Below are 20,291 nucleotides of genomic sequence, written 5' to 3'. Positions count from 1 at the left end.
TCAGACCGCCTCCCGGATGCGTTCGGCCGCGCGCAGCCTGGCGGGTGCGGCCCGCCTGTTGGCGGCGAGCTCCGCCTCGTCCGGCTGCTCCGCCCCGCGGGTGAGCAGCCGGAACCTGGGCTGGTAGCGCTCGGGCACCACCGGCAGGCCGGGCGGGGCGGTGCTCGCCGCGCCCGCGGCCAGGGCCCGCTTGACCAGCCGGTCCTCCAGCGAGTGGTAGGAGAGGACGACGATCCGGCCGCCGACCTCCAGGGCGTCCAGGGCGGCGGGCAGGGCGCGTTCGAGCGCGGCGAGTTCGCCGTTGACCTCGATGCGCAGGGCCTGGAAGGTGCGCTTGGCGGGATTGCCCCCGGTGCGCATCGCGGCCTGCGGCAGGGCCTGCCTGATCAGCTCCACCAGCCGGGCGCTGCCGGTGATCGGGGCCCTGGCGCGCTCGCGGACCACGGCCTCGGCGATCCGGCGGGCGAACCGCTCCTCGCCGAAGGTGCGCAGCACGCCGGCCAGGCGCTCCGGCGGGTAGGTGTTGAGGACGTCGGCGGCGCTGGGCCCGGTGGACTGGTCCATCCTCATGTCGAGGGGCGCGTCCTGGGCGTAGGCGAAGCCGCGGTCGGCCTCGTCGAGTTGCATGCTGGAGACGCCGAGGTCGAAGAGGACGGCGGCGACCTTGGAGAGGCGGAGGCGGGCGAGCGCGTCGGGGAGTTCGTCGTAGACGGCGTGCACCAGGGTCGCCCGGTCGCCGTAGGCCGCCAGCCGCCGGCCGGCCAGGCGCAGCGCCTCCGGGTCGCGGTCGAGGGCGACCAGGCGCGCGGCGGGGAAGGCGTCGAGCAGGGCCTGGCTGTGGCCGCCGAGCCCCAGGGTGCAGTCGACGACGACGGGGCCCGCGCCCGCCGCGCGGCCGCCGGGGGGCGGGACCCGGGGCCCGGGCCCGTCCTCGGCCTGCCCGCCGCCCAGCGCCGGGGCGAGCAGGTCGAGGCAGCGCCTGAGCATGACGGGGCGGTGCCGGGCTTCCGGCGGCCGGTCGTTGCTGGTCGTCATGCGCCTTCCGAAGGAGCCTCGCGGTGGGGACGGGAACGGGTCGTGTGCCGGGTCGGGACGGTCATCGGGACGGGGGGCCGGGACATTGGGACGCCACCGAACCCCGCGGAACGGAGGGGGGACTGTGAAGAGCTATGGAAGAACTGTGAAGGACCATGGGGACATGCGAAGAACGGGGCCGTGAGGGGTGCCCGCCGGGAGCGAGGCGGCAGAGCGCGTCGGCGGCCCCGGGCCCGCGCCTGCCGGTGCGCGTCACATTAGCCCACCTGTTTCCGCGGTCAATCATTGAGGTTGGTCCCGTGCGGCGTTTCGGCAGAAGGCGGGCGAACGCGGGCGCGGCGCCAGGGGCGGGCCGGCTCACCTGCGCCTGCCCCGGCCGCCGGGCACGCGTGCTGCCGTCCCGCCATGTCCGGGGCGCTCACGCACCACACCGGCCGGCACGCACCGCCGTGCCGCCGTCACCGGGACGTCATCAGGTCGTTGACGGTCGGTCAACCCGGTTTGCGGCCTTCCCGAGGCGGAGTGGCGGCCCCCGCCCCGGCCGGGATGTCCGGCAGTCGATGGAGCGCGTGCGCACCTCGCCTTTTCTCCCGCACACTGATGAGGTACGCGGCTTCGTGTTCGATGTGAAAACCGGCCTGCTCCGAGAGGTTGACCCCGCCGGACCCACCGCCCGGTGACGTCCCGCCCCCGCTGTGTGAAGAATGTTCGGGGGCGAGGCAACCGCGCCGCTCGGATCGGGAGTCTGGTGATCGGGGCGGCCTGGCGGCACGACGGCCGGGCCCGGGGCTAGGAGAAGGGGTCAAGGAGGGCCGGTGACGACCTATGAGGAGCAGACGACACCCACCGATCTGAGCGCCACGGCGGAGGGGGTGCGCCGCGCCGTGGAGAGCGTGATCGAGGGCAAGCCGGAGGTCGTGCGGCTCTCCTTGACCGTTCTGCTGGCGGGCGGGCACCTGTTGCTCGAGGACGTGCCGGGAGTGGGCAAGACGATGCTGGCCAAGGCCCTGGCGAAGTCGATCGACTGTTCGGTGCGGCGGATTCAGTTCACGCCGGACCTGCTGCCGTCCGACATCACCGGGGTCAGCGTCTACGACCAGCAGCGCAAGGAGTTCGAGTTCAAGCCAGGCGCGGTCTTCGCGCAGATCGTGATCGGCGACGAGATCAACCGCGCCTCGCCCAAGACCCAGTCGGCGCTGCTCGAGTCCATGGAGGAGCGGCAGGTCACCGCGGACGGCAGGACGTACGAGCTGCCGAGCCCCTTCATGGTCATCGCCACGCAGAACCCGGTGGAGATGGAGGGCACGTATCCGCTGCCCGAGGCGCAGCGCGACCGCTTCATGGCCCGGGTCTCGGTCGGCTACCCCAGCGCGGAGGCCGAGTTGCGGATGCTGGAGTCGCACGGCGGGGGCTCGCCCCTGGACACGCTGCGTCCGGCGGCGCACGCCTCCGACATCGTCCGGCTCGTGGAGGCGGTGCGCGGGGTGCACGTCTCGGAGGTGGTGCGGCGTTACGCGGTGGACCTGTCCGCGGCCACCCGCACCCATCCCGAGCTGCGGCTCGGGGCCTCCCCGCGGGCCACGCTGCACCTGCTGCGGGCGGCGAAGGCCGCCGCGGCCCTGGCGGGGCGGGCCTTCGTGCTGCCCGACGACGTCCAGCAGCTCGCGGTGCCCGTGCTCGCCCACCGGCTGCTGCCGACCGCGCAGGCCCAGCTGAACCGCCGCACCCCCGAGCAGCTCGTCCAGGACATCGTGCGCCGCACCCCGGTGCCCGACCCGTACGCGGCGCAGCGGCTGCGAGGGCTGTGATGGCGGTGCCCGAGGCGGGGGGCACCGCCGGGGACGATCGCGGGCCGCTGCGTGCGGCGTTCGGCGGGCTGACCACCCGGGGCAGGTCCTTCGTGGCCGCGGGCGCGGCGGCCGGCGGCTGCGCCTATGCGCTCGGCCAGCCCGACCTGCTGCGGGTGGGCGTCCTGCTCATGGTGCTCCCCGTGGCCTGCGTGCTGGTGCTGCACCGCACCCACAGCCGGGTCGCCGCCTGGCGCCGGCTGACGCCGGCCACGATCGCGGCGGGCACGGAGGCACGGGTGACGCTCCTGGTGGAGAACGTCACCCGGCTGCCCAGCGGCCTGCTGCTGCTCCAGGACCGGGTGCCGTACGTGCTCGGCTCGCGCCCCCGCTTCATGCTGGACCGGGTGGAGCCCGGCGGGCGCCGCGAGGTGAGCTACCGGGTGCGCTCCGAGCTGCGCGGGCGCTATCCGATGGGTCCCCTTCAGGTGCGGCTGGCCGACCCCTTCGGGATGGTCGAGATCAGCCGCTCGTTCGGCGGCCAGGACCTGCTGACCGTGCTGCCGAGGATCGAGACGCTGCCGCCGGTGGGCCTCGGCGGCGAGGCCGGCGGGCACGGGGAGGGCGGGCAGCGCACGGTCGCGCTGGCCGGGGAGGACGACGTCATCCCCCGCGAGTACCGGCACGGCGACGACCTGCGGCGCGTCCACTGGCGGGCCACGGCGCACCGCGGGGCGCTGATGGTCCGCCGGGAGGAGCAGCCGCTGCGGGCCCGCTGCACCGTGCTGCTGGACACCAGGCGCACCGGCTACCTCGGCGCGGGCCCCGAGTCGGCCTTCGAGCGCGCGGTGTCGGGCGCCGCCTCGGCCGTCCTGCACCTGGCGCAGCGCGGCTACCAGGTGACCCTGCTGACCGACACCGGCCTGCTGGTGCCCGGCTCGGAGGCCGAGATCACGGACGGGACCGAGGTGGTCGCGCTGATCATGGACGCCCTCGCGGTGATCGACCACTCCTCGGTCACCACGCTCGCCCCCTCGCCCCGGGCGCTGCGCGCGGTGGAGGGCGCGCTGCTGCTGGCCTTCCTCGGCGCCGTGGACGCCACGCAGGCGGCGGCCCTCGCGCCGCTGCGGCAGCGGGCGGGCGCCGCCGTGGCGTTCCCGGCCGCGGGGCAGGCCGACCCCGGGCTCGAGTCGTACCAGCGGCGCGGCCTGCGGGCGGCGGGCTGGGTGGCGCGCGGGCTGCGGCCCGGGGCCGGGCTGCCCCGGGCCTGGGAGGAGGCCGCGCAGGACCTCGCGGCCCATGGCAGGAGGGCGTGGTGAGTGCCGGCGGGGAGTTCGCCGGGCTGATAGACGGCAGGGTGCGGATCGCGTGCGCGGCCTGGCTGGCCACCATGGCCTCGGCCGCGACGCTGCTGCCCCTGCTGGACGGTTCGGAATGGCTGGTGCAGGCGGGCCTGCTGCTCGCCGCGCAGACGCTCGCCGGGATGCTGGTCCGCTGGCGCGGGGTGCCGGCCCCGGTGACGGTCGCCGTGCAGGCGCTGTTCGGGCTGATGCTGCTGACCGCGGTGACGGCGCCGGAGACCGCGATGGCCCGCGCGCTGCCGACGGCGGGCACCCTTGAGGAGTTCGGCCGGCTGCTCACGGCGGGCGCGGACGACATCGGCAGGTACGTGGCGCCCGCGCCCGCGACCGACGGCATCAGGCTCCTCGTCTTCGGCGGGGTGCTGCTGATCGGCCTGCTGGTCGACCTCCTGGCCGTGAGCGCGAGCAGCGCGGCGGCCGCGGGGCTGCCGCTGCTCGCCCTGTACTCGGTGGCGGCCGGGGTCACCGAGGACGGCCCCAGCTGGCCGTACTTCCTGGTCTCGGCCGCCGGGTACCTGCTGCTGCTCCTGGCCGAGGGCAGGGACCGGATGACGAAGTGGGGCCGGTTCCTGACCGGGCCCGGGGCCGGGCGCCGGATGACCGCCCAGGACCACGCGCAGCTCGCCGGGCCCCGGGTGCGCAGCGGGCGGCGGATCGGCGTCCTGGCCATGGGGGCGGCGGTGCTGGCGCCGACGCTGCTGCCGACGCTCGGCGGGCGCCTGGTGGAGCTCGACCCCCACGGTTCCGGCGGGGGCGGCAGCGGCTCGATCACCTCGGTCAACCCGGTGGTCAGCCTGCAGGACCAGCTGAACCAGCCGCAGGACCGGACGCTCCTCACCTACGAGACGAACAGCGACCGGCCCTCCGACCTGTACCTGCAGTTCATCGCGCTCGACCAGTTCGACGGCGACGAGTGGCGTTCCTCCGGCGAGTTCCTCGAGGACCTGCCCGACGCGCCCTGGCCCGTCCCCGGCCTGTCCGGGGCGGTGCCGGCCCGGCAGGCCCGGACGGTCATCAGGGCCGACGAGTCCTACGCGCAGTTCTCGCTTCCCGTGCCCTACCCGGCGCAGTGGATCGAGGCCGCGGGCGGCTGGAGGTACGACCGGAACTCCCAGACGCTGGTGTCCGGGGACAGCGAGCTGACCAGCCAGGCCCTCTCCTACCAGGTGGACCACCTGCTGGTGGAGCCGACGGCGGAGCAGCTGGCCTCGGCGCCGCCGCCGTCCCGGGAGATCGCCGAGCGCTACACGAGCGTGCCGGACAACCTGCCGGCCGAGGTCTACGGGACGGCGCTGTCGATCACGGAGGGCGCGCGGAACGACTACGAGCGCGCCGTGGCCCTTCAGGAGTGGTTCACCCAGGACGGCGGCTTCCGCTACGACACCTCGGTCCAGGCCGGCAGCGGCACGGACGCGATCGTCAACTTCCTCGACCAGCGCGAGGGCTTCTGCGTCCACTTCGCCTTCACGATGGCGGCGATGGCCCGCACCCTGGGCATCCCGGCGCAGGTGGCGGTGGGCTTCACGCCGGGCGAGCGGAAGCCCGGCGGGTACTACGAGGTGAGCAGCCACAACGCGCATGCCTGGCCCGAGCTGTACTTCGAGGGCGTGGGCTGGGTGCGGTTCGAGCCCACGCCCGGGCAGGGCAGCAGCCCCTCGTACACCCTCCCCGAGCCCTCGGCCCCCGGGGACGACGGGCAGCACCAGCCCGTGCCGCAGGAGCGGCCCTCGGCCGAGCCCACGCCGGACCCGCAGCCGAGCAGCCCCTCCGACTGCGCGCGGGAGCCGGGCGCCTGCCCGGCCCCGGCAGGAACGCACGAGGCGGGGGAGGACGGGCCGGGATTCCCGCTGTGGCCGCTGGTCTGGGCGGGAGTGGGGCTGCTGCTCGCCGCGGGCCTGCTGGTCTCGCCGCTGCTGTGGCGCAGACAGATGCGGGCCCGGCGGCTGGCCGAGGGGGCGGGGCCACTCGGCGCCTGGTGCGAACTGACGGACTCCGCGTGGGACTTCGGGATCACGCCGGCGGCCTCGGAGACGCCGCGGCAGGCCGCGGAACGGATCGTGCGGGTGGGGGCGCTCCCGGCCGGGCCCGCGGCGGCGGCGCACCGGATCGCGGACGCGCTGGAGACCGAGCTGTACGCGCCGCCTGGGGCCGGCGGCGGCCGGGAGCCGCGCGGACCGCTCGCCGCGGACGTCAGGGCCGTGAGCGAGGGACTGCGCAGCGGAGCCGGGCGGTGGGCGAGGCTGCGGGCATTGCTGCTGCCGCGTTCCGCCAATCGGGTGATGCTCCGGCTGACGGAGCGCCGCCTCGCGCTCGCCGCCGCGCTGGCGCGGCTCGGCAGGCGGCGCCTGGGGCGCCGGAGCTGAGCGGACGCTCCGGCCCCGCCGCTGCGGGCCTCGCGGGCCCCTCGGTCCCCCGCCCGGCGCCGGTTCCGGGCCGCCCGGCGGGCCCGCGGCGGCGGGCTCCCCTGGGCCGCCGGGGGCCGGGCCCCGAAGACGCGCGGGCCCGGGGCCCCGCGAGGGCCCCGGGGCGTGGGCCCGGGGGCGCGGGCCCGAGGCTCCGGCGGGGTGGGCCGGGTGCCGGGGCACTGCCGCGCGCCGGGGCGTTGCCGGGCGCCGGAAGCGGGGGCGGCGAAATAGGCGGGAGTCCGCCGCCGGAACCCGCCGAAGCCGGAAACCGGGGAAACCGGGAAACCGGATAAGGCGAGAGCCCGGGGAAGGGCGGGAAAGCCGGGGAAGCCCGGGGAACCCCGGGGAACCCCGGGGAAGCAGAGAAAGGGGCCGCCCGGCTGCCGGGCGGCCCCTTGCAAGGTCTCGGGTGGCTCTTCCGGAAGGACCCCTTGGGGGATCTCGGGGAAGACCCGAGGAAGACCTGTGTCGGTCCGGATCAGTCGTCGCGTTCCTCACGGCGTCGCTGCCAGCGCTCTTCGATGCGGGTCATCATCGACCGCCGCTGCCGCTGGCCGCGTGCCCGCCCTCCGCGGGCCCGCCCCTGCTGGCCGCCGCCCTGCGAGGGCGTCTTGCGCCAGCCGGTGACGACCACGACGGCGCAGCCAAGCATGATCAGGAACCCCACCACGCTCAGCCAGATCCATTGATCGTGGGCAACCATGCCCCCCATGAGGAGGGCGATTCCCAGCACGAATCCGGCTACCGCCTGGTAGATCCGCCGACGGGGGTGCGTGCGCAGCTCGTTTCCCTCAAGCGCTGTCGCAAATTTGGGATCTTCGGCGTACAGCGCTCGCTCCATTTGTTCGAGCATGCGCTGCTCGTGGTCCGAGAGCGGCACGGAGTCCTCCTACTCGTCGGTCGCGGTGGCGACCGGTTCCGACCCTTCAAGGATAGGCAGGGACGCCTCCCTGTGAAACCCACCCCTGTACGCCAATTTCGCCCACGACGGCCTGCTCGCCAGGCCGGGTGTGGGGGCGGAAATCTCATTCCCCCTGGGGGCCGGGGTCATGCCGGAGAGCTGATGTCGATGATACGAGGAGTGGGACTATTCCCGGCCCGGCAGCTCCGCCAGAACGTGCAGCTGACCCGCGATGGCCTGGAAGGCGGGCAGCCGCGCCGCCTCCGCCTCCAGCCGGGTCAACTCCGCGACCGCGTCAGGGGCGGTGTCCACCAGGGCGCCCGGCACCAGGTCCGCGAACACCCGGATGCCGTGCACCTCCCGGGCGTTCAGGCCGGCGTCGGCGACCAGGGACGTGAGCTGCGCCACGGTGAACCGGTGCGGCACCGGGTCGGCCTCTCCCCAGCGCCCCCCGGGGTCGGCGAGGGCCTGCCGCGCCTCCGCGAACCGCCCGGCCAGGGCCCGGGAGAGGACCGCGCCGCCGACCCCGGCGGCCAGCAGGCTGAGCGTGCCCCCCGGGCGCAGGGTGCCGACGACGGCGCCGAGCCCGGCCGCCGCGTCCTCCACGTACTCCAGCACCCCGTGGCACAGCACCAGGTCGTAGGCGGCGCGCCCGGCCACCTCGAGCAGGTCCTGGGTGTCGCCCTGCACGCCGCGCACCACCCGGCCGCCGCCCTGCCCGGCGGCCCCGGCCTCTTTGGCGGCCTCCGCGGCCCAGGCCACGCCCTGCTCGGCGGCCCTGCGCTCCAGCGCGAACAGGGCGTTCGGGCTGGGATCGACGACGGTGACGCGGTGCCCGAGCCCGGCCACCGGGACGGCGAGGCTCCCGCTGCCCCCACCGGTGTCGAGCACGTCGAGCACCTGCCGTCCCGCGGCCCGCGCCTGACGCGCCAGCGCCTCGCGCAGTACGTCCCACACCACCCCCGTCCGCAGGGCGGCGTGCGGCCTTGGCGTCGTCGGCTCTCCGGCGTCGCGGACCCTCGGCTCTGGCGGCATTGCGGGTGGCTCCCTTGCTGCTGTGGTGCGGTGTGGTGCCGTCCCGTCCCCGCGGTGGCTCCACGAGGACGTGCCGGACGGGCGCCGGGGCCGCCGCGGACCCGCCTCCGGTGGCACGGCGCCGCCGCGCGCCCCGTGCGCGCCGATCCCGCCCCCCGCCCGGCTTCCGCCCGGCCCCGAAGGGCGGGAAAGCGACCGGGAAATCCGAAGTGGGCGACGAGGGTGACGCGGTGCGCGGGTGCGCGGAAGAGCTGTGGTCGGTGCGGGGTCGGCGGCTGTCGGGGCACCGGCCGTGGCCAGGCCCCGGGCCGGCGGCACCACCCTACTTCGGCCGCCGCGGCGCGCACGCCCCGGCGGGCCGCCGGCCGGCGCCGCGGGCCCCGCGAGGATCCGAACGACGCGGACGATGCGGCCTACCCTGCCGCACGGTCGGTGGGAAGTAAGGGGAGCGAGGGCTGCCGCACCAGCATCTCCTCCACCAGGCGCAGGAAGAAGCCCGCCGCGTGGCCCAGCTCCTCGGCCTCGGCGCGCCCGACCACGCCCCTGACGCCCGCCTCTATCCTGGCCCGCCGCGTGGCGCTGGCCGCGAAGAGCGCCGCCCACTCGGCCAGTTCGGGTGCGGTCTCGGGCAGCACCTCCCAGGCGGGGCGGATACGGCTGCGGCCGCGGGCGGTGGTCTCAGGACGCCCCCGGACCGCGAGCACCGCCGCGGCGACCCGGAGCGCGGCCAGATGGGCGGCGACGTACGCCTCGCCGGGGTCGGTGAGCGTGGACGCCTCGTCGAGGCCGCGGCGCGCCTGGGCGAGGAGGTCGAGCGCGGCGGGCGGTGCGGGCGCCCGGCGCGGCACGGGATGCACGTCGGTCGGGAGTCCGGTCATGACGAGCCTCCAGTCAGTCGTCATTCAACGGTCCATACGGTCCATCTGCGCACATGGTGACCCATGGCACTGACAACGGACGGAACGCGCGGTCCCGCCCCGCCGCGCGGGCGTTCCCGATCGCGACGGGGCGCCCGGCGGCGGGCCCGCGCGGCGGGCCGCGCGGCGCGGACGGCGGCGGAGCACCCTTGGCGCCCGGCCCCGGGGCGCCGGGCGGGCGAGTCCTGGCAGGGCCCCCGTGAGGTGCAGAATCACCCCCATGACAAGCACGAGCACCCGCCGCGGTGCGACCAGGCAGCGGCTCTACGAGGCGGCGATCACGCTCATCGCCGAACAGGGTTTCTCCGCAACCACCATGGAGCAGATCGCCGAACGTGCCGGCGTCGCGAAGGGCACCGTCTACTACAACTTCGGCGGCAAGACGGAACTCTTCCAGGAACTGCTGCGCCAGGGGGTGGCGCCGCTGACCGCGGGGCTGCGGGCGGCGGCGCAGGGGGCCCTCGCCGGCAGCGGCGGGGCGGTCGACGCCCTGGACGGCATGACCCGTGCCGCCCTGGTCTTCATCGCGGCGAACCCGGACTTCACGCGGTTGCTCGTCGCGGAGCAGTGGCGCACCAACCGCGCCTGGCACCCCACCCTGACCGAGGTCAGGCACCAGCTGACCGGCCTGGTCGAGGAGGTGCTCCAGCAGGGCGTCAAGAGCGGCGAGTTGGACCCGGCCCTGGACATCGAGCTGACGGGGGGCGCGCTGGTGGGCATGGTGGCGCTCGGCGCACTCGAATGGCTCGCCTTCCACCCCGCGCGCAGCCTGGATGAGGTGCACGCCGCGCTCTCGGTCCTGCTGCGCGGGCGGCTCGGCGGAGGCGGCGCGGCCTGAGCCCGCCCGGCTCCTCGCCGGCCGCCTCCGGCCGCGCGGGCCCGCATAGGATCTCGGCCCATGGCTCGAATCGTGGTGGTCGGCGCGGGAATGGGCGCCATGGCGGCGGCGGCCCGGCTGGCGACGGCCGGGCACCGGGTGACGGTGGTGGAGCGCGGCGAAGGGCCGGGGGGTGCGCTGGGCCGTTTCGCGCGGGAGGGCTTCGCCTTCGACACCGGTCCCGGGCTGCTGTACCTGCCCGCCGTGTGGCGGGATCTGTTCGTCAAGACCGGCCGCGAGGAACTCGCCGAGCGGGTGCCGCTGGCCCGGGTCGACCCGGCCGCGGAACACCGGTTCGCGGACGGCGTGGCCGTGCGGCTGCCCGCGGCGCTCGGCGGCGTGCGGCAGGCCCTGGACCAGGCCCTCGGGGCGGGCGCGGGGGAACGGTGGGCCGGGCTGCTCGGCCGGGCCGGGGCGGTGTGGGAGGCCGTGCGCCGCCCGCTCGTCGAGGAGCCGCTGACCGGCCCGCCGCCCCCGGCGCTCGCCCGGGACCCGTACCCGGCCCGCCCCCGCGGCCTGCTGCGCCGCCGCCCGCCGGGGACGCTGGCCGAGGTGGCCGAGGCCGAGCTGCGCGACCCGCGGCTGTCGGCGCTGCTGGTCGCCACGGCGCAGGAGTACGGCTGCCCGCCCGGGGCGCTGCCGCCGGGCGCCGCGCTGTTCGCGTACCTGGAGCAGTCCTTCGGCCTGTGGTACCCGAGGGGCGGGATGCGGGCGCTGGCGGAGGCGGTGTACGCGCGCTGCCGCGAGCGCCGGGTCGAGTTCCGCTTCGGGGTGCGGGCCACCGGCGTGCTCTCCCGCGAGGGGAGGGCCGCGGGGGTGGAACTCGCCGGGGGCGAGGCGTTCGAGGCCGACTCGGTGGTCTGGGGCGCCCCGCCGCCCGGCGCGCCCACGCCGCGGGGCCTGAGCCGCTTCACGCTGCTGCTCGCGCTGCGCGGCCCGCGCCCGCCCGGGACCGCGCACCGCACCCTGCTGCACGGCGCCGAGGCCGGCGCGGCCGTGCGGGTGCTGCGCCCGGACGACCCCACGCTGGTCCCCGGCCCCGGGCACGAGGCCGTGGTCGTCTCCGCCCCCGCCCCCGCCCAGGGCGAGGTGGACTGGACGGCGCCCGGCCCGGTGCGGGAGTGGACGCAGCGGCTGCTCGCGGCCACGGAGGCGGCCGGTCTCGGCCTGCGGGAACGGCTGTTGTGGCACGAGGCCCGCACCCCTGCGGACGTGGCGGGGGACACCGGGGTGCCGGGGGGCGTGGTGGCGCCCCCGGCGCTCGCCGGGGCGGATGGCGCGCTGCTGGCCGCCCCCAACACCGGCCGCCTGACCGGCCTTTACCGGGTGGGCGCGCTCGCGCACCCGGGCGGGGGGCTGGCGGCCGTGGGGATGTCGGGCGCGCTGGCGGCGGGGCTGATCGTCGAGGGCCCCGAATGGCGCGGCTCCTCCTGAGCGGCTCGCCGGCCGGCGTTCGCCGGCCGCGGCTGCCCGGGGCCGGGCGGGGCCGGTGAACGGGCCGGCTCCGCAAGGGGTTTGGGGCGCGCGGCCCGGGCGGGCCGGAGCGGGCGGCTCAGTACCGCTGGTCGTTGTTGTAGTAGTAGCCCTGGCCCTGGGGGTCGTAGCCCTCCTGCTGCGCGTACGGGTCCTGGTCCTGCCCGGGGTATCCGTAGCCGGGTTCGCCGGGCACCGGGGCCGGGGAGGGGTCGCGCTGCTGGGGCATCCAGACGCCGCCGGGCGGGGTTTCCTGGTAGGAGGGGACCGCGGCGGGCCACTCGCCCGAGCCGGAGTCCTGCGGGTAACCGCCGGTCTGCGGGCCGGAGTCCGGGCCGGTGCCGTAGCCCCCGGGGTAGGACTGGTGCTCGGGCGGCACGTCCGGCCGGTACATCCCGGAGCCGTGGTCGGCGTACTGGTCGGCGTATTGGTCGGCGTAGGGGTCTGCGTACCGGTCGGCGTAGGGGTCTGCGTACGGGCCGGCGGGCTGCTCGGAGTACTGCCCGGCGTACGGGGCGGCGTAGGGCGCCGCTTCCGGCCGACCCTCCTGCCCCTCGGCGTAGGAGCCGTAGCCGTAGCCCTCGCCGCCGGCCTCGGGGCCCGTGTGACTCCCGGCGTAGGACCGCTCGAAGCCGCCGCCCTCCGTGCCGCCGTACAGCTCCTGGTAGGGGTCCCGGTAGGAGTCGCCCGGCTCGGGGGCGCCGTCCGGGGGGGCGTTGCCGTATATCTCCTCGCCCTGGCCGCCCTCGCCGCCCTCGCCGCGCTGGGCCGCCTCGGCCGCGAAGGGGTCGATCCGGCCGGTGGGGTAGTCCCCCTCGGCGGCCGCGGGGACGCCGTCCACCGGCGGGTGGCCGGGCGGCGGCGGGGCGTCGGCGGCTCCGCCCGGCTGCTCCCGTCCCTCGGGCAGCGGCTCCAGCGGCTGCATGGCGCCCCGCTCGGCGCGCCTGCGGCGGCTGGTGCCCGGGCGCCCGCCGAGCGCCCAGCCGGTGGAGAAGCCGCGCCGGAAGGAGAGGGTCACGAAGGTCTGGCCGGTCGCGAACGCGACGGCTCCGACGGCGATCAGCGGCACCGAGGGCATCACCACGCCCGCCACGACGCCGAGGAACCCGCAGAACGCCACCAAACGCCAGCGCAGCCGGGCCTTGTACTGGAGGAGGACCTCGCCGAGCAGCCAGAGGGCGACGAATCCGAATGCGATGTAGAGGACCGCCCAGCCCATGTACGCCCCTCTCGGCAGGGATCTAAGTCCGCTGATGCAGACCCAGATTCTTGTAGACGTCCAGCGTCGCCGTGGAGTGCAGCGTGGTGTTCAGCGTGACGAAGTGCAGCCCGGGGATGTCCTCGTCCATCAGCCTCGCACACAGCTCCGTGGCGAAATCGATCCCGACCGAGCGTACAGCCAACGGGTCGTCTTTGACGGCGAGGATGCGCCTTTCCAGCTCGGGCGGGAAGGTCGAGTTGCTGAGCTGTTTGAACCGCTCGATCTGCCTGACGTTCGCGATCGGCATGATCTCGGGGATGATCGGCGTCTCGCACCCGGCCGCCGCGACCCGGTCCCGCAGGCGCAGGTAGTCGGCCGGGTCGAAGAACATCTGCGTGATCGCGAAGTCGGCCCCGGCCCGGCACTTGGCCACGAAGTGCCTGAGATCGGTCTCCCAGTCGGTGGACCTGGGGTGCATCTCGGGGAAGGCGGCGACGCCGACGCAGAAGTCGCCCGCCTCCTTGATCAGCGAAACCAGCTCCGCCGCGTACGTCACGCCCTCCGGGTGCCTGGTCCACTCCCCCATCGGGTCGCCGGGCGGGTCGCCGCGCAGGGCCAGCATGTTCCTGATGCCGGCGGCGGCGTACTGGCCGACGATGTTGCGCAGTTCGGCGACCGAGTGGTTGACCGCGGTCAGGTGGGCGACCGGGGTCAGCGTGGTCTCGGTGGCGATCTGCTCGGTGGCCCGCACGGTGCGCTCGCGCGAGGAGCCGCCCGCCCCGTAGGTCACGGAGACGAAGGTCGGGCCAACCGCCTCGACGCGGCGGATCGCATTCCACAGCGTGCGCTCGCCCTGCTCGGTCTTGGGCGGGGTGAACTCGAAGGAGAAGGAGCACTCACCGGCGGCGAGCAGCTCGCGCACCGTGTGGGCCCGGTCCTTCCTGGTGCTCGGCGTGCCTAGGGCCATGACCGCAGGCTACCCACCTCGCGGCGCGGGCAGGGAACCCGTCCGATCGGCGGACGCCCGCGGGCCCCGCCGCGCACCGGGCCCGGCGGGTGCGCGCCGGGCCCCGGTACCGCGCTCGGCCGGGGCCTCAGGAGCCGGCCCGCTCGCGCAGCCGCGTGGCCAGCTCGGCCGCCGCGGCGCCCGGGTCAGCCGCCTCGGTGAGGGCGCGGACCACGACCACCCGGCGGGCGCCGGCGTCCAGCACCCGGTCCAGGGTGCCCGCGTCGATGCCGCCGATGGCGAACCAGGGCCGGTCCCCCGCCCGCTCGGCGGCGTACCGCACCAGGGGCAGGCCGGGGGCGGGGCGCCCCGGCTTCGTCGGGGTGGGCCAGCAGGGGCCGACGCAGAAGTAGTCCACCGCCGGGTCGCCGAGGGCGGCGTCCACCTGCTCCTCGGCGTGGGTCGAGCGCCCGATCAGCACCTTCCGGCCCAGGATGGCCCGGGCCGCGGGCACCGGCAGGTCGCCCTGCCCCAGGTGCAGCACGTCACAGTCGGCGGCGTGGGCGACGTCGGCCCGGTCGTTGACCGCGAGGAGCCTGTGGTGGCGGCGGCAGGCCGCGGCGAAGACGGACAGGAGCTCCAGCTCCTCCCCGGCCTCAAGCCCCTTCTCCCGCAGCTGCACGATGTCGACCCCGCCGGCCAGGACGGCGTCGAGGAACTCCGGCAGGTCGCCCTGCCGCTTCCTGGCGTCGGTGCACAGGTACAGCCGCGCGTCGGCGAGCATGCCGGGCCGCCCCCCTTCTCTCTTTCCTGTGGATTCCTGTGGTTCGTACGGTTCGTATGGTTCGTACGGCTCGTACGGTTCGTAGGGCTTCCGCACAGCCCCTTCCGCACGGCTCGTGTGTCTTCCGTACGGCTTCGGCGGGCGTGCGGTCATTCTTCGGCAGGGCTGCGCCGGGCTCGGCCCCGGGGCGGCCGGCCGAGGCGCGCGGCCGCCCCGGGGGCGCGGGCTCAGACGGCGAGCGCCTGGGCCCGGCGCTTCACCTCCGTGCCGCGGTTCTCCCGCAGCGCCTGGGCCGGGGTGCCCGGCAGGGTGTCATCGGGGGTGAACAGCCACTCCAGCATCTCCTCGTCGGTGAAGCCGTCGTCGCGGAGCAGCGTGAGGGTGCCGACCAGCCCCTTCACGATCCGGTCGCCGTCGATGAACGCGGCGGGCACCTGGAGGACCCTGTTCTCTCCCCGGCGGACGGCGATCAGCTGGCCTTCCTTGATCAGCTGCCGGACCCGGGTCACCTCCACGTCGAGCGCTTCCGCGATGTCGGGGACGGTGAGCCAGGCGGGGACGAGAGCGTCGGTCTTCGCATCAATCTCGGTCACGCGTCCAGCGTGCCACCTCCCGCCGACAGCCGTCATGGGGCGGCGGCCTTTCGTGGGAGGGGGCCCGCCAGGCCGCCCGCCGCCGGGGCCGTGGCGCCGCCGGGCCGCCGGGGTCGCCGACCCGCCTCAGGGCCGCCCCGGCGCGGCGGCGGCCCGCAGCGGCACCGCCGGGTCGGCGACCCTGGCCTCGTCCAGCGGGGTGCCGCGCTCGGCCAGGCGGCGCCCCTGCGCCAGGTCGCGCGGCCGGTCCACGGCGAGCAGCGCCGTCAGCTCCCCACCCGGCCCCAGCCAGCAGGCCGTCCAGCCGGGCCCCTCGGCCTCGGGCGCCTCCGGGTCGCCACGCCACACCAGGCGGTCGGCCGGGCCCCGGCGCCCCAGGAACTGGACGTAGCGCCCGAACTGCTCCGACCAGAAGTACGGCACGGGATCGTGGACGGCCCGCTCGCCCCTGATGCCCGCGGCGACCGTGCGCGGCCCGCCGAGCGCGTTGTCCCAGTGGTGGATCAGCAGCCGCACGCCGTAGCGCGCCGAGGGGTAGGAGGCGCAGTCGCCGACCGCGTACACGCCGGGCGCCGAGGCGCGCAGCCGCTCGTCGGCGCGCACCGAGCCGTCGGCGCCCAGCGCGATGCCGGAGCCGGCCAGCCAGCCGGTGGCCGGGCGCGAGCCGACGCCGGCCAGCACCGCGTCGGCCGCGAGCGCGGTGCCGTCGGCGAGTTCGACCCGGCCCGTGCCGACCGCGGTCACCCGCAGGCCCAGGCGCAGCTCCACCCCGGCCTCGGCGTACCAGCGGCGCATCGGCTCCGTCACCTCGGCGGGCAGGGCGCCGGGCAGCGGCCGGGGCGCCGCCTCCACCACGGTGACCCGGCAGCCGGCCGCCGCGGCGGCGGTGGCCACCTCGGCGCCGATCCAGCCGGCGCCGATCACGACCAGGCTGCCGCGGGCGGCGAGCACCGCGCGCAGGGCGCGCGCGTCGTCCAGGGTGCGCAGGACGTGCACGCCCGGCGTCCGGCCGGTGCCGGGCAGCCGCACCGCCTCGGCCCCGGTGGCGAGCACCAGGTGGTCGTAGGGCAGCGGGCCGCCGTCGGTGTCCAGCCGGCGCCCGGCGGTGTCCAGCCCGGTGGCCGTGCGGCCGAGCAGCAGCTCGACGCCGAGGGCGGCGTAGTCCACGTCGAGGAGGTGCGCGCCGCCCCGTTCCGCGCCCTCGGCCGGCTCGCCCGCGAGCAGTTCCTTGGACAGCGGCGGGCGGTCGTAGGGCGGGTGCGGCTCGGCGCCCAGCAGCGTCACCCGGCCGTCCCAGCCCTGTGCCCGCAGCTCGGCGGCCGTCTGCACGCCCGCAAGCCCGGCCCCGACGATCAGGGCGCGTTCGCGCTTCGTTTCCCTCACTGGCAACTCCAGGCTCCGCGGCCCGCGGTCCGCCCCGCCGGCCGGGCGCCAGCCTAGGACGACGCGCCCCCCGGCCGCCTGTGGCCACCCCCGGGCGCCCCGGCCGCCGTGCACGCCGCCGCACGACGCGGGCCGGGGCCGGGGCCGCCCGGCCGCGCCGCCATGACGCCGCCGGCGGCCGGGAGGGACGGGCGGCGGGGTACTAGGCTGAGCGCGGTAGGACACCCACGGGAGCCCGGACGACCGGGCTGAGAGGGAGGCTGGCGGCCTCCGACCGTACGCACCTGATCCGGGTCATGCCGGCGAAGGGAGGAGTCGCACACTCATGCGCACCGCATCCGTTTCCCCCTCGGGTTCCGGGCCGCCGCCGGGCGGCCGGGCCCCGGACGTGCTGGTCGTCGGCGGCGGCGTGATCGGCCTCGTCACGGCCTGGCGGGCGGCCGGGCGCGGCCTGCGCGTCGCGGTCGTCGACCCCGATCCCGGAGGCGGCGCCGCCCGGGTGGCCGCGGGGATGCTGGCCCCGGTCACCGAGCTGCACCACGGCGAGGAGGCGCTGCTGCGGCTCAACCTGGCCTCGGCCGCGCGCTATCCGGAGTTCGCCGCTGAGCTGGCCGAGGCGACGGGCCTGGGGATCGGCTACCGGGAGTGCGGCACGCTCCAGGTGGCGCTCGACGCCGACGACCGGGCGCAGCTGCGGGAGTTGCACGCCCTGCAGCGGCGCTGCGGCCTGGCCGCCGAGTGGCTGACCGGGCGCGAGTGCCGCTCCCTGGAGCCGATGCTGGCCCCGGCCGTGCAGGGCGGGCTGCGCGTCGAGGGCGACCACCAGGCCGATCCGCGGCTGCTCGTGGCGGCGCTGCTGGCCGCCTGCGAACGCGCCGGGGTGCTCTTCCACCGGGCCTGGGCCCGCGCGCTGACGGTGGCGGGGGGCCGGGCCACCGGGGTGCTCCTCGACGGGGGCGAGGCCCTGGCGGCGGGGCAGTGCGTGCTGGCGGCCGGCTGGCGCAGCGGCGAGTTGGCCGGGATCCCGGCGGCGGCCGTGCCCCCGGTCCGCCCGGTCAAGGGGCAGATCCTGCGGCTGCGGATGCCGGCGGCGCGGCCCGGGCAGGCGCCCTTCCTGTCCAGGACGGTGCGCGCCGTGGTCCGCGGCGGCCAGGTGTACCTGGTGCCGCGGGCGAGCGGGGAGCTCGTCCTGGGTGCCACCGTGGAGGAGCACGGCCGGGACGCCGGGGTCACCGCGGGCGGCGTCTACCGGCTGCTGCGGGACGCCCACGAGCTGCTGCCCGGGCTGACCGAGCTGCCGCTGGCGGAGACGGGCTCGGGGCTGCGGCCCGCGACGCCGGACAACGGCCCGCTGCTCGGCCCGAGCGCGCTGCCCGGGCTCCAGCTCGCCACCGGCCACCACCGCAACGGGGTGCTGCTCGCCCCGCTCACCGGCGAGGCCCTCGCCGAGTCGCTGACCGGCGGCGAACTGCCCACATACGCACGAGAGTTCCACGCGCGGCGCTTCGAGCACGCGCACCGGGAGGCCGCGGTATGAACGTCTGGCTCAACGGCGAGCGGTGCCAGGTGCCGGCCGGCCTCACCCTCGACCTGCTCGTCGCCCGGCTGACCGCCGCCCCCGCCGGGGTGGCCGCGGCGCTCAACGAGACCGTGGTCCCGCGCGGGCAGTGGCCCGCCACCGCGCTCGCCGAGGGCGACCGCGTCGAGGTGCTGACCGCCGTTCAGGGAGGCTGAGATGGCTGACACGACCGACACGCCCGCGGGGACGCGCGCCGAAGAGGCCGGCCCAGGCGCCGGCTCCCCGCTGGTCCTGGGGGACCTGCGGCTGTCCTCCCGGCTGATCATGGGCACCGGCGGGGCGCCGAGCCTGACCGTGCTGCGCCGGGCGCTGACGGCCTCGGGCACCGAGCTGACGACGGTGGCGATGCGCCGCCTCGACCCGGGCGTCCGCGGCTCGGTGCTCTCGGTGCTGGACGAGCTCGGCATCAGGCCGCTGCCGAACACCGCGGGCTGCCACACCGCGGGCGAGGCGGTGCTCACGGCCCGGCTGGCCAGGGAGGCACTCGGCACCGGCCTGGTGAAGCTGGAGGTCATCGCCGACGAACGCACCCTGCTGCCGGACCCGGTGGCCACCCTGGAGGCGGCCGAGGTGCTGGTGGACGACGGCTTCACCGTGCTGCCCTACACCAACGACGACCCGGTGCTCGCCCGCCGCCTGGAGGACGCGGGCTGCGCGGCCGTGATGCCGCTGGGCGCCCCGATCGGCTCGGGGCTCGGCATCCGCAACCCGCACAACTTCGAGCTGATCGTCGAGCGGGCCGGGGTGCCGGTGATCCTGGACGCGGGCGTGGGCACGGCCTCGGACGCCGCGCTCGCCATGGAACTCGGCTGTGCCGGCGTCCTGCTGGCCTCCGCGGTGACGCGGGCCGCGCGCCCCGAGGCGATGGCCGTGGCGATGCGGGGCGCCGTGGAGGCCGGGCGCCTCGCCCGCCTCGCCGGCCGGATTCCCCCGCGGCGCTTCGCCACGGCCTCCTCCCCGGCCGAGGGACTGGCCCGCCTTGGCCCCGAACTCCCGGCGTTCTCCACGCCGTAGGTCCGCGGTCCGCGGGCTGCGGGCTGCGGTCCGCGGGCTGCGGGCTGCGGGCTGCGGGCTGCGGGCTGCGGGTCCCGATTCGCGGTCCGCGGGCCGGCACGTCGCGGGGGCGGCGGCCGGGCCGGGGCCCGGCCGCCGCCGGGGGCCGGTGCGTTCACCCGCTGAGATACGATCCACGCATCCGGCGGGGGGCCACCAGCCCCACCCCGCAGCAGCCTTGGGGGTCACATGTCGACACCGCAGCCGCCCGACGGTCTCGAGGAGTGGCCGTCGCCCGAAGAGGAGGAAGGGGCCGAGGAGGAGCGGGCCGAGGCGCCGCGCACCCCGCCGCCGCCCTCCACTCTTCTGGGCTCGCTCCCCGGCCCCGGGTCCGCGGGGGCCTCGCCGGCCGCCCCGCCGCAGGGCGTCGACCTGCACAAGGCCCCGGGGGCCCTCCCTTCCCCTGGCTCCTCCCCCGGCGCTTCCCCGGCTGCCGCGCCCGCCGCCGCGCTCCCCGCGGCGCCCTGGCCGCAGCCCGCGCCGCAGCCCGCCCAGGGCGGCTGGCCGGCCGGCGCGCCCCGGCAGACCTACGGCCAGGGCTTCCCCGCGGCCTGGCCGCAGCCGGCGCCGCCGGTGAACGGCATGGCGGTGGCCGGTCTGATCCTCTCCTTCTTCCTCTTCCCGGCGGGGCTGGCCCTCGGCCTGCTCTCGCTGGTGCGGATCGACCCGAGGACCGAGCGGGGCAGGGGCCTGGCGATCGCCGCCGTCGCGATCGCCTCGGCCTGGATCGTCGTGCTGTCCGTCGTCTTCCCGATCGCCGTGATGCACGCGGACGACGAGGACGACGGCCACTCCAAGACCGCGGCGCCCGGCAGCTCCCAGGTTCACGAGCGCGCGATGGCCGCCCCGGCCCCCGGCGGCGCCCACCCCGCGCGCTGAGGCCGGGGGCCCAGGCGCGCGCCGGGCCGGGGCGCGCGGGCGGGTGAAGCCGGGCGCGCCGGGGCGCGCCGGGCTTGCGTCA

18 protein-coding genes, 1 pseudogene and 1 riboswitch are annotated in these 20,291 nt (G+C 76.8%); of the genes and pseudogenes, 10 read left to right on the top strand and 9 right to left on the bottom strand.

Annotated features, from left to right (window positions below; genetic code table 11):
• On the bottom strand, nt 1–1,035 hold the full coding sequence (rsmH, locus tag D7294_RS12685) for a 16S rRNA (cytosine(1402)-N(4))-methyltransferase RsmH (protein WP_120678914.1): 1,035 nt from the start codon (nt 1,033–1,035) through the stop codon (nt 1–3).
• A gap of 542 nt (nt 1,036–1,577) precedes the next feature.
• On the opposite strand from rsmH, the pseudogene D7294_RS33130 reads away from it, so the two are divergent.
• The 4 genes and pseudogenes from D7294_RS33130 to D7294_RS12665 all read left to right on the top strand — a co-directional run.
• Nucleotides 1,578–1,715: pseudogene (locus D7294_RS33130) on the top strand (carbonic anhydrase); the annotation flags it as partial.
• Between the two features lie 135 nt (nt 1,716–1,850).
• Nucleotides 1,851–2,843 carry an AAA family ATPase gene (locus D7294_RS12675; RefSeq protein ID WP_120678911.1) on the top strand — a complete coding sequence of 331 codons (993 nt, stop codon included), beginning with the start codon at nt 1,851–1,853 and terminating at the stop codon, nt 2,841–2,843.
• Nucleotides 2,843–4,141 carry a DUF58 domain-containing protein gene (locus D7294_RS12670; RefSeq protein WP_120678909.1) on the top strand — a complete coding sequence of 433 codons (1,299 nt, stop codon included), beginning with the start codon at nt 2,843–2,845 and terminating at the stop codon, nt 4,139–4,141. Before D7294_RS12675 ends, D7294_RS12670 begins: the two co-directional genes overlap by 1 nt.
• Complete coding sequence (locus D7294_RS12665; protein ID WP_241562314.1) at nt 4,138–6,546, top strand: transglutaminase TgpA family protein; 2,409 nt, start codon at nt 4,138–4,140, stop codon at nt 6,544–6,546. The genes D7294_RS12670 and D7294_RS12665 overlap by 4 nt, the downstream gene beginning before the upstream one ends.
• 520 nt (nt 6,547–7,066) lie before the next feature.
• On the opposite strand, the gene D7294_RS12660 is transcribed toward D7294_RS12665, so the two are convergent.
• From D7294_RS12660 to D7294_RS12650, 3 genes are all read right to left on the bottom strand, one after another.
• Nucleotides 7,067–7,468, bottom strand: coding sequence for a DUF3040 domain-containing protein (locus tag D7294_RS12660; protein WP_120678906.1), 402 nt, complete (start codon nt 7,466–7,468; stop codon nt 7,067–7,069).
• A gap of 207 nt (nt 7,469–7,675) precedes the next feature.
• The gene (locus tag D7294_RS12655; protein ID WP_120678904.1) at nt 7,676–8,524 is read right to left on the bottom strand and encodes a class I SAM-dependent methyltransferase; all 849 of its coding nucleotides are present in this window, start codon (nt 8,522–8,524) and stop codon (nt 7,676–7,678) included.
• A gap of 413 nt (nt 8,525–8,937) precedes the next feature.
• Nucleotides 8,938–9,426 (bottom strand): SAV_6107 family HEPN domain-containing protein, encoded by a 489-nt coding sequence (locus D7294_RS12650; RefSeq protein WP_120678902.1) that lies wholly within the window; start codon nt 9,424–9,426, stop codon nt 8,938–8,940.
• A gap of 235 nt (nt 9,427–9,661) precedes the next feature.
• Between D7294_RS12650 and D7294_RS12645 the strand changes: the two genes are divergently transcribed.
• On the top strand, nt 9,662–10,279 hold the full coding sequence (locus tag D7294_RS12645) for a TetR/AcrR family transcriptional regulator (protein WP_120678901.1): 618 nt from the start codon (nt 9,662–9,664) through the stop codon (nt 10,277–10,279).
• Between the two features lie 60 nt (nt 10,280–10,339).
• Nucleotides 10,340–11,752, top strand: a complete 1,413-nt coding sequence (locus tag D7294_RS12640; RefSeq protein WP_120678899.1) for a phytoene desaturase family protein — start codon at nt 10,340–10,342, stop codon at nt 11,750–11,752.
• Nucleotides 11,753–11,870: 118 nt separating this feature from the next.
• Here D7294_RS12640 and D7294_RS33125 read toward each other — a convergent pair whose 3' ends face one another.
• The 5 genes from D7294_RS33125 to D7294_RS12615 form a co-directional block, all read right to left on the bottom strand.
• Complete coding sequence (locus D7294_RS33125; RefSeq protein ID WP_241562313.1) at nt 11,871–13,010, bottom strand: chromosomal replication initiator protein DnaA; 1,140 nt, start codon at nt 13,008–13,010, stop codon at nt 11,871–11,873.
• A gap of 22 nt (nt 13,011–13,032) precedes the next feature.
• The gene (gene metF, locus D7294_RS12630; RefSeq protein WP_120678897.1) at nt 13,033–13,959 is read right to left on the bottom strand and encodes a methylenetetrahydrofolate reductase [NAD(P)H]; all 927 of its coding nucleotides are present in this window, start codon (nt 13,957–13,959) and stop codon (nt 13,033–13,035) included.
• 127 nt (nt 13,960–14,086) lie between these two features.
• On the bottom strand, nt 14,087–14,722 hold the full coding sequence (gene thiE, locus D7294_RS12625; protein ID WP_120678895.1) for a thiamine phosphate synthase: 636 nt from the start codon (nt 14,720–14,722) through the stop codon (nt 14,087–14,089).
• A 227-nt stretch (nt 14,723–14,949) separates the two neighbouring features.
• Nucleotides 14,950–15,315: an Rv2175c family DNA-binding protein gene (locus tag D7294_RS12620; protein WP_120678893.1), complete on the bottom strand. Its 366-nt coding sequence runs from the start codon at nt 15,313–15,315 to the stop codon at nt 14,950–14,952.
• Between the two features lie 126 nt (nt 15,316–15,441).
• A complete protein-coding gene (locus D7294_RS12615; protein ID WP_422070686.1) occupies nt 15,442–16,698 on the bottom strand; it encodes an NAD(P)/FAD-dependent oxidoreductase in 1,257 nt (418 codons plus the stop codon).
• 217 nt (nt 16,699–16,915) lie between these two features.
• Nucleotides 16,916–17,026, top strand: a riboswitch (TPP riboswitch).
• Here D7294_RS12615 and thiO point away from each other — a divergent pair.
• The 4 genes from thiO (at nt 17,024) to D7294_RS12595 (ending at nt 20,209) form a co-directional block, all read left to right on the top strand.
• A complete protein-coding gene (gene thiO / locus D7294_RS12610) occupies nt 17,024–18,235 on the top strand; it encodes a glycine oxidase ThiO (protein ID WP_120678889.1) in 1,212 nt (403 codons plus the stop codon). It overlaps the preceding riboswitch by 3 nt.
• Nucleotides 18,232–18,432: a sulfur carrier protein ThiS gene (thiS, locus tag D7294_RS12605; RefSeq protein WP_120678886.1), complete on the top strand. Its 201-nt coding sequence runs from the start codon at nt 18,232–18,234 to the stop codon at nt 18,430–18,432. Before thiO ends, thiS begins: the two co-directional genes overlap by 4 nt.
• 1 nt (nt 18,433) lies before the next feature.
• Nucleotides 18,434–19,291: a thiazole synthase gene (locus D7294_RS12600; protein ID WP_120678884.1), complete on the top strand. Its 858-nt coding sequence runs from the start codon at nt 18,434–18,436 to the stop codon at nt 19,289–19,291.
• Nucleotides 19,292–19,519: 228 nt separating this feature from the next.
• Complete coding sequence (locus D7294_RS12595) at nt 19,520–20,209, top strand: hypothetical protein (RefSeq protein ID WP_120678882.1); 690 nt, start codon at nt 19,520–19,522, stop codon at nt 20,207–20,209.
• The last annotated feature ends 82 nt before the right edge of the window (nt 20,210–20,291 follow it).

Origin of the sequence: Streptomyces hoynatensis (assembly GCF_003626535.1) — a bacterium.
Taxonomy (GTDB): domain Bacteria; phylum Actinomycetota; class Actinomycetes; order Streptomycetales; family Streptomycetaceae; genus Streptomyces; species Streptomyces hoynatensis.
The sequence above is the reverse complement of the archived record's forward strand: the minus strand, read 5'-3'. Positions and strand labels throughout refer to the sequence as shown.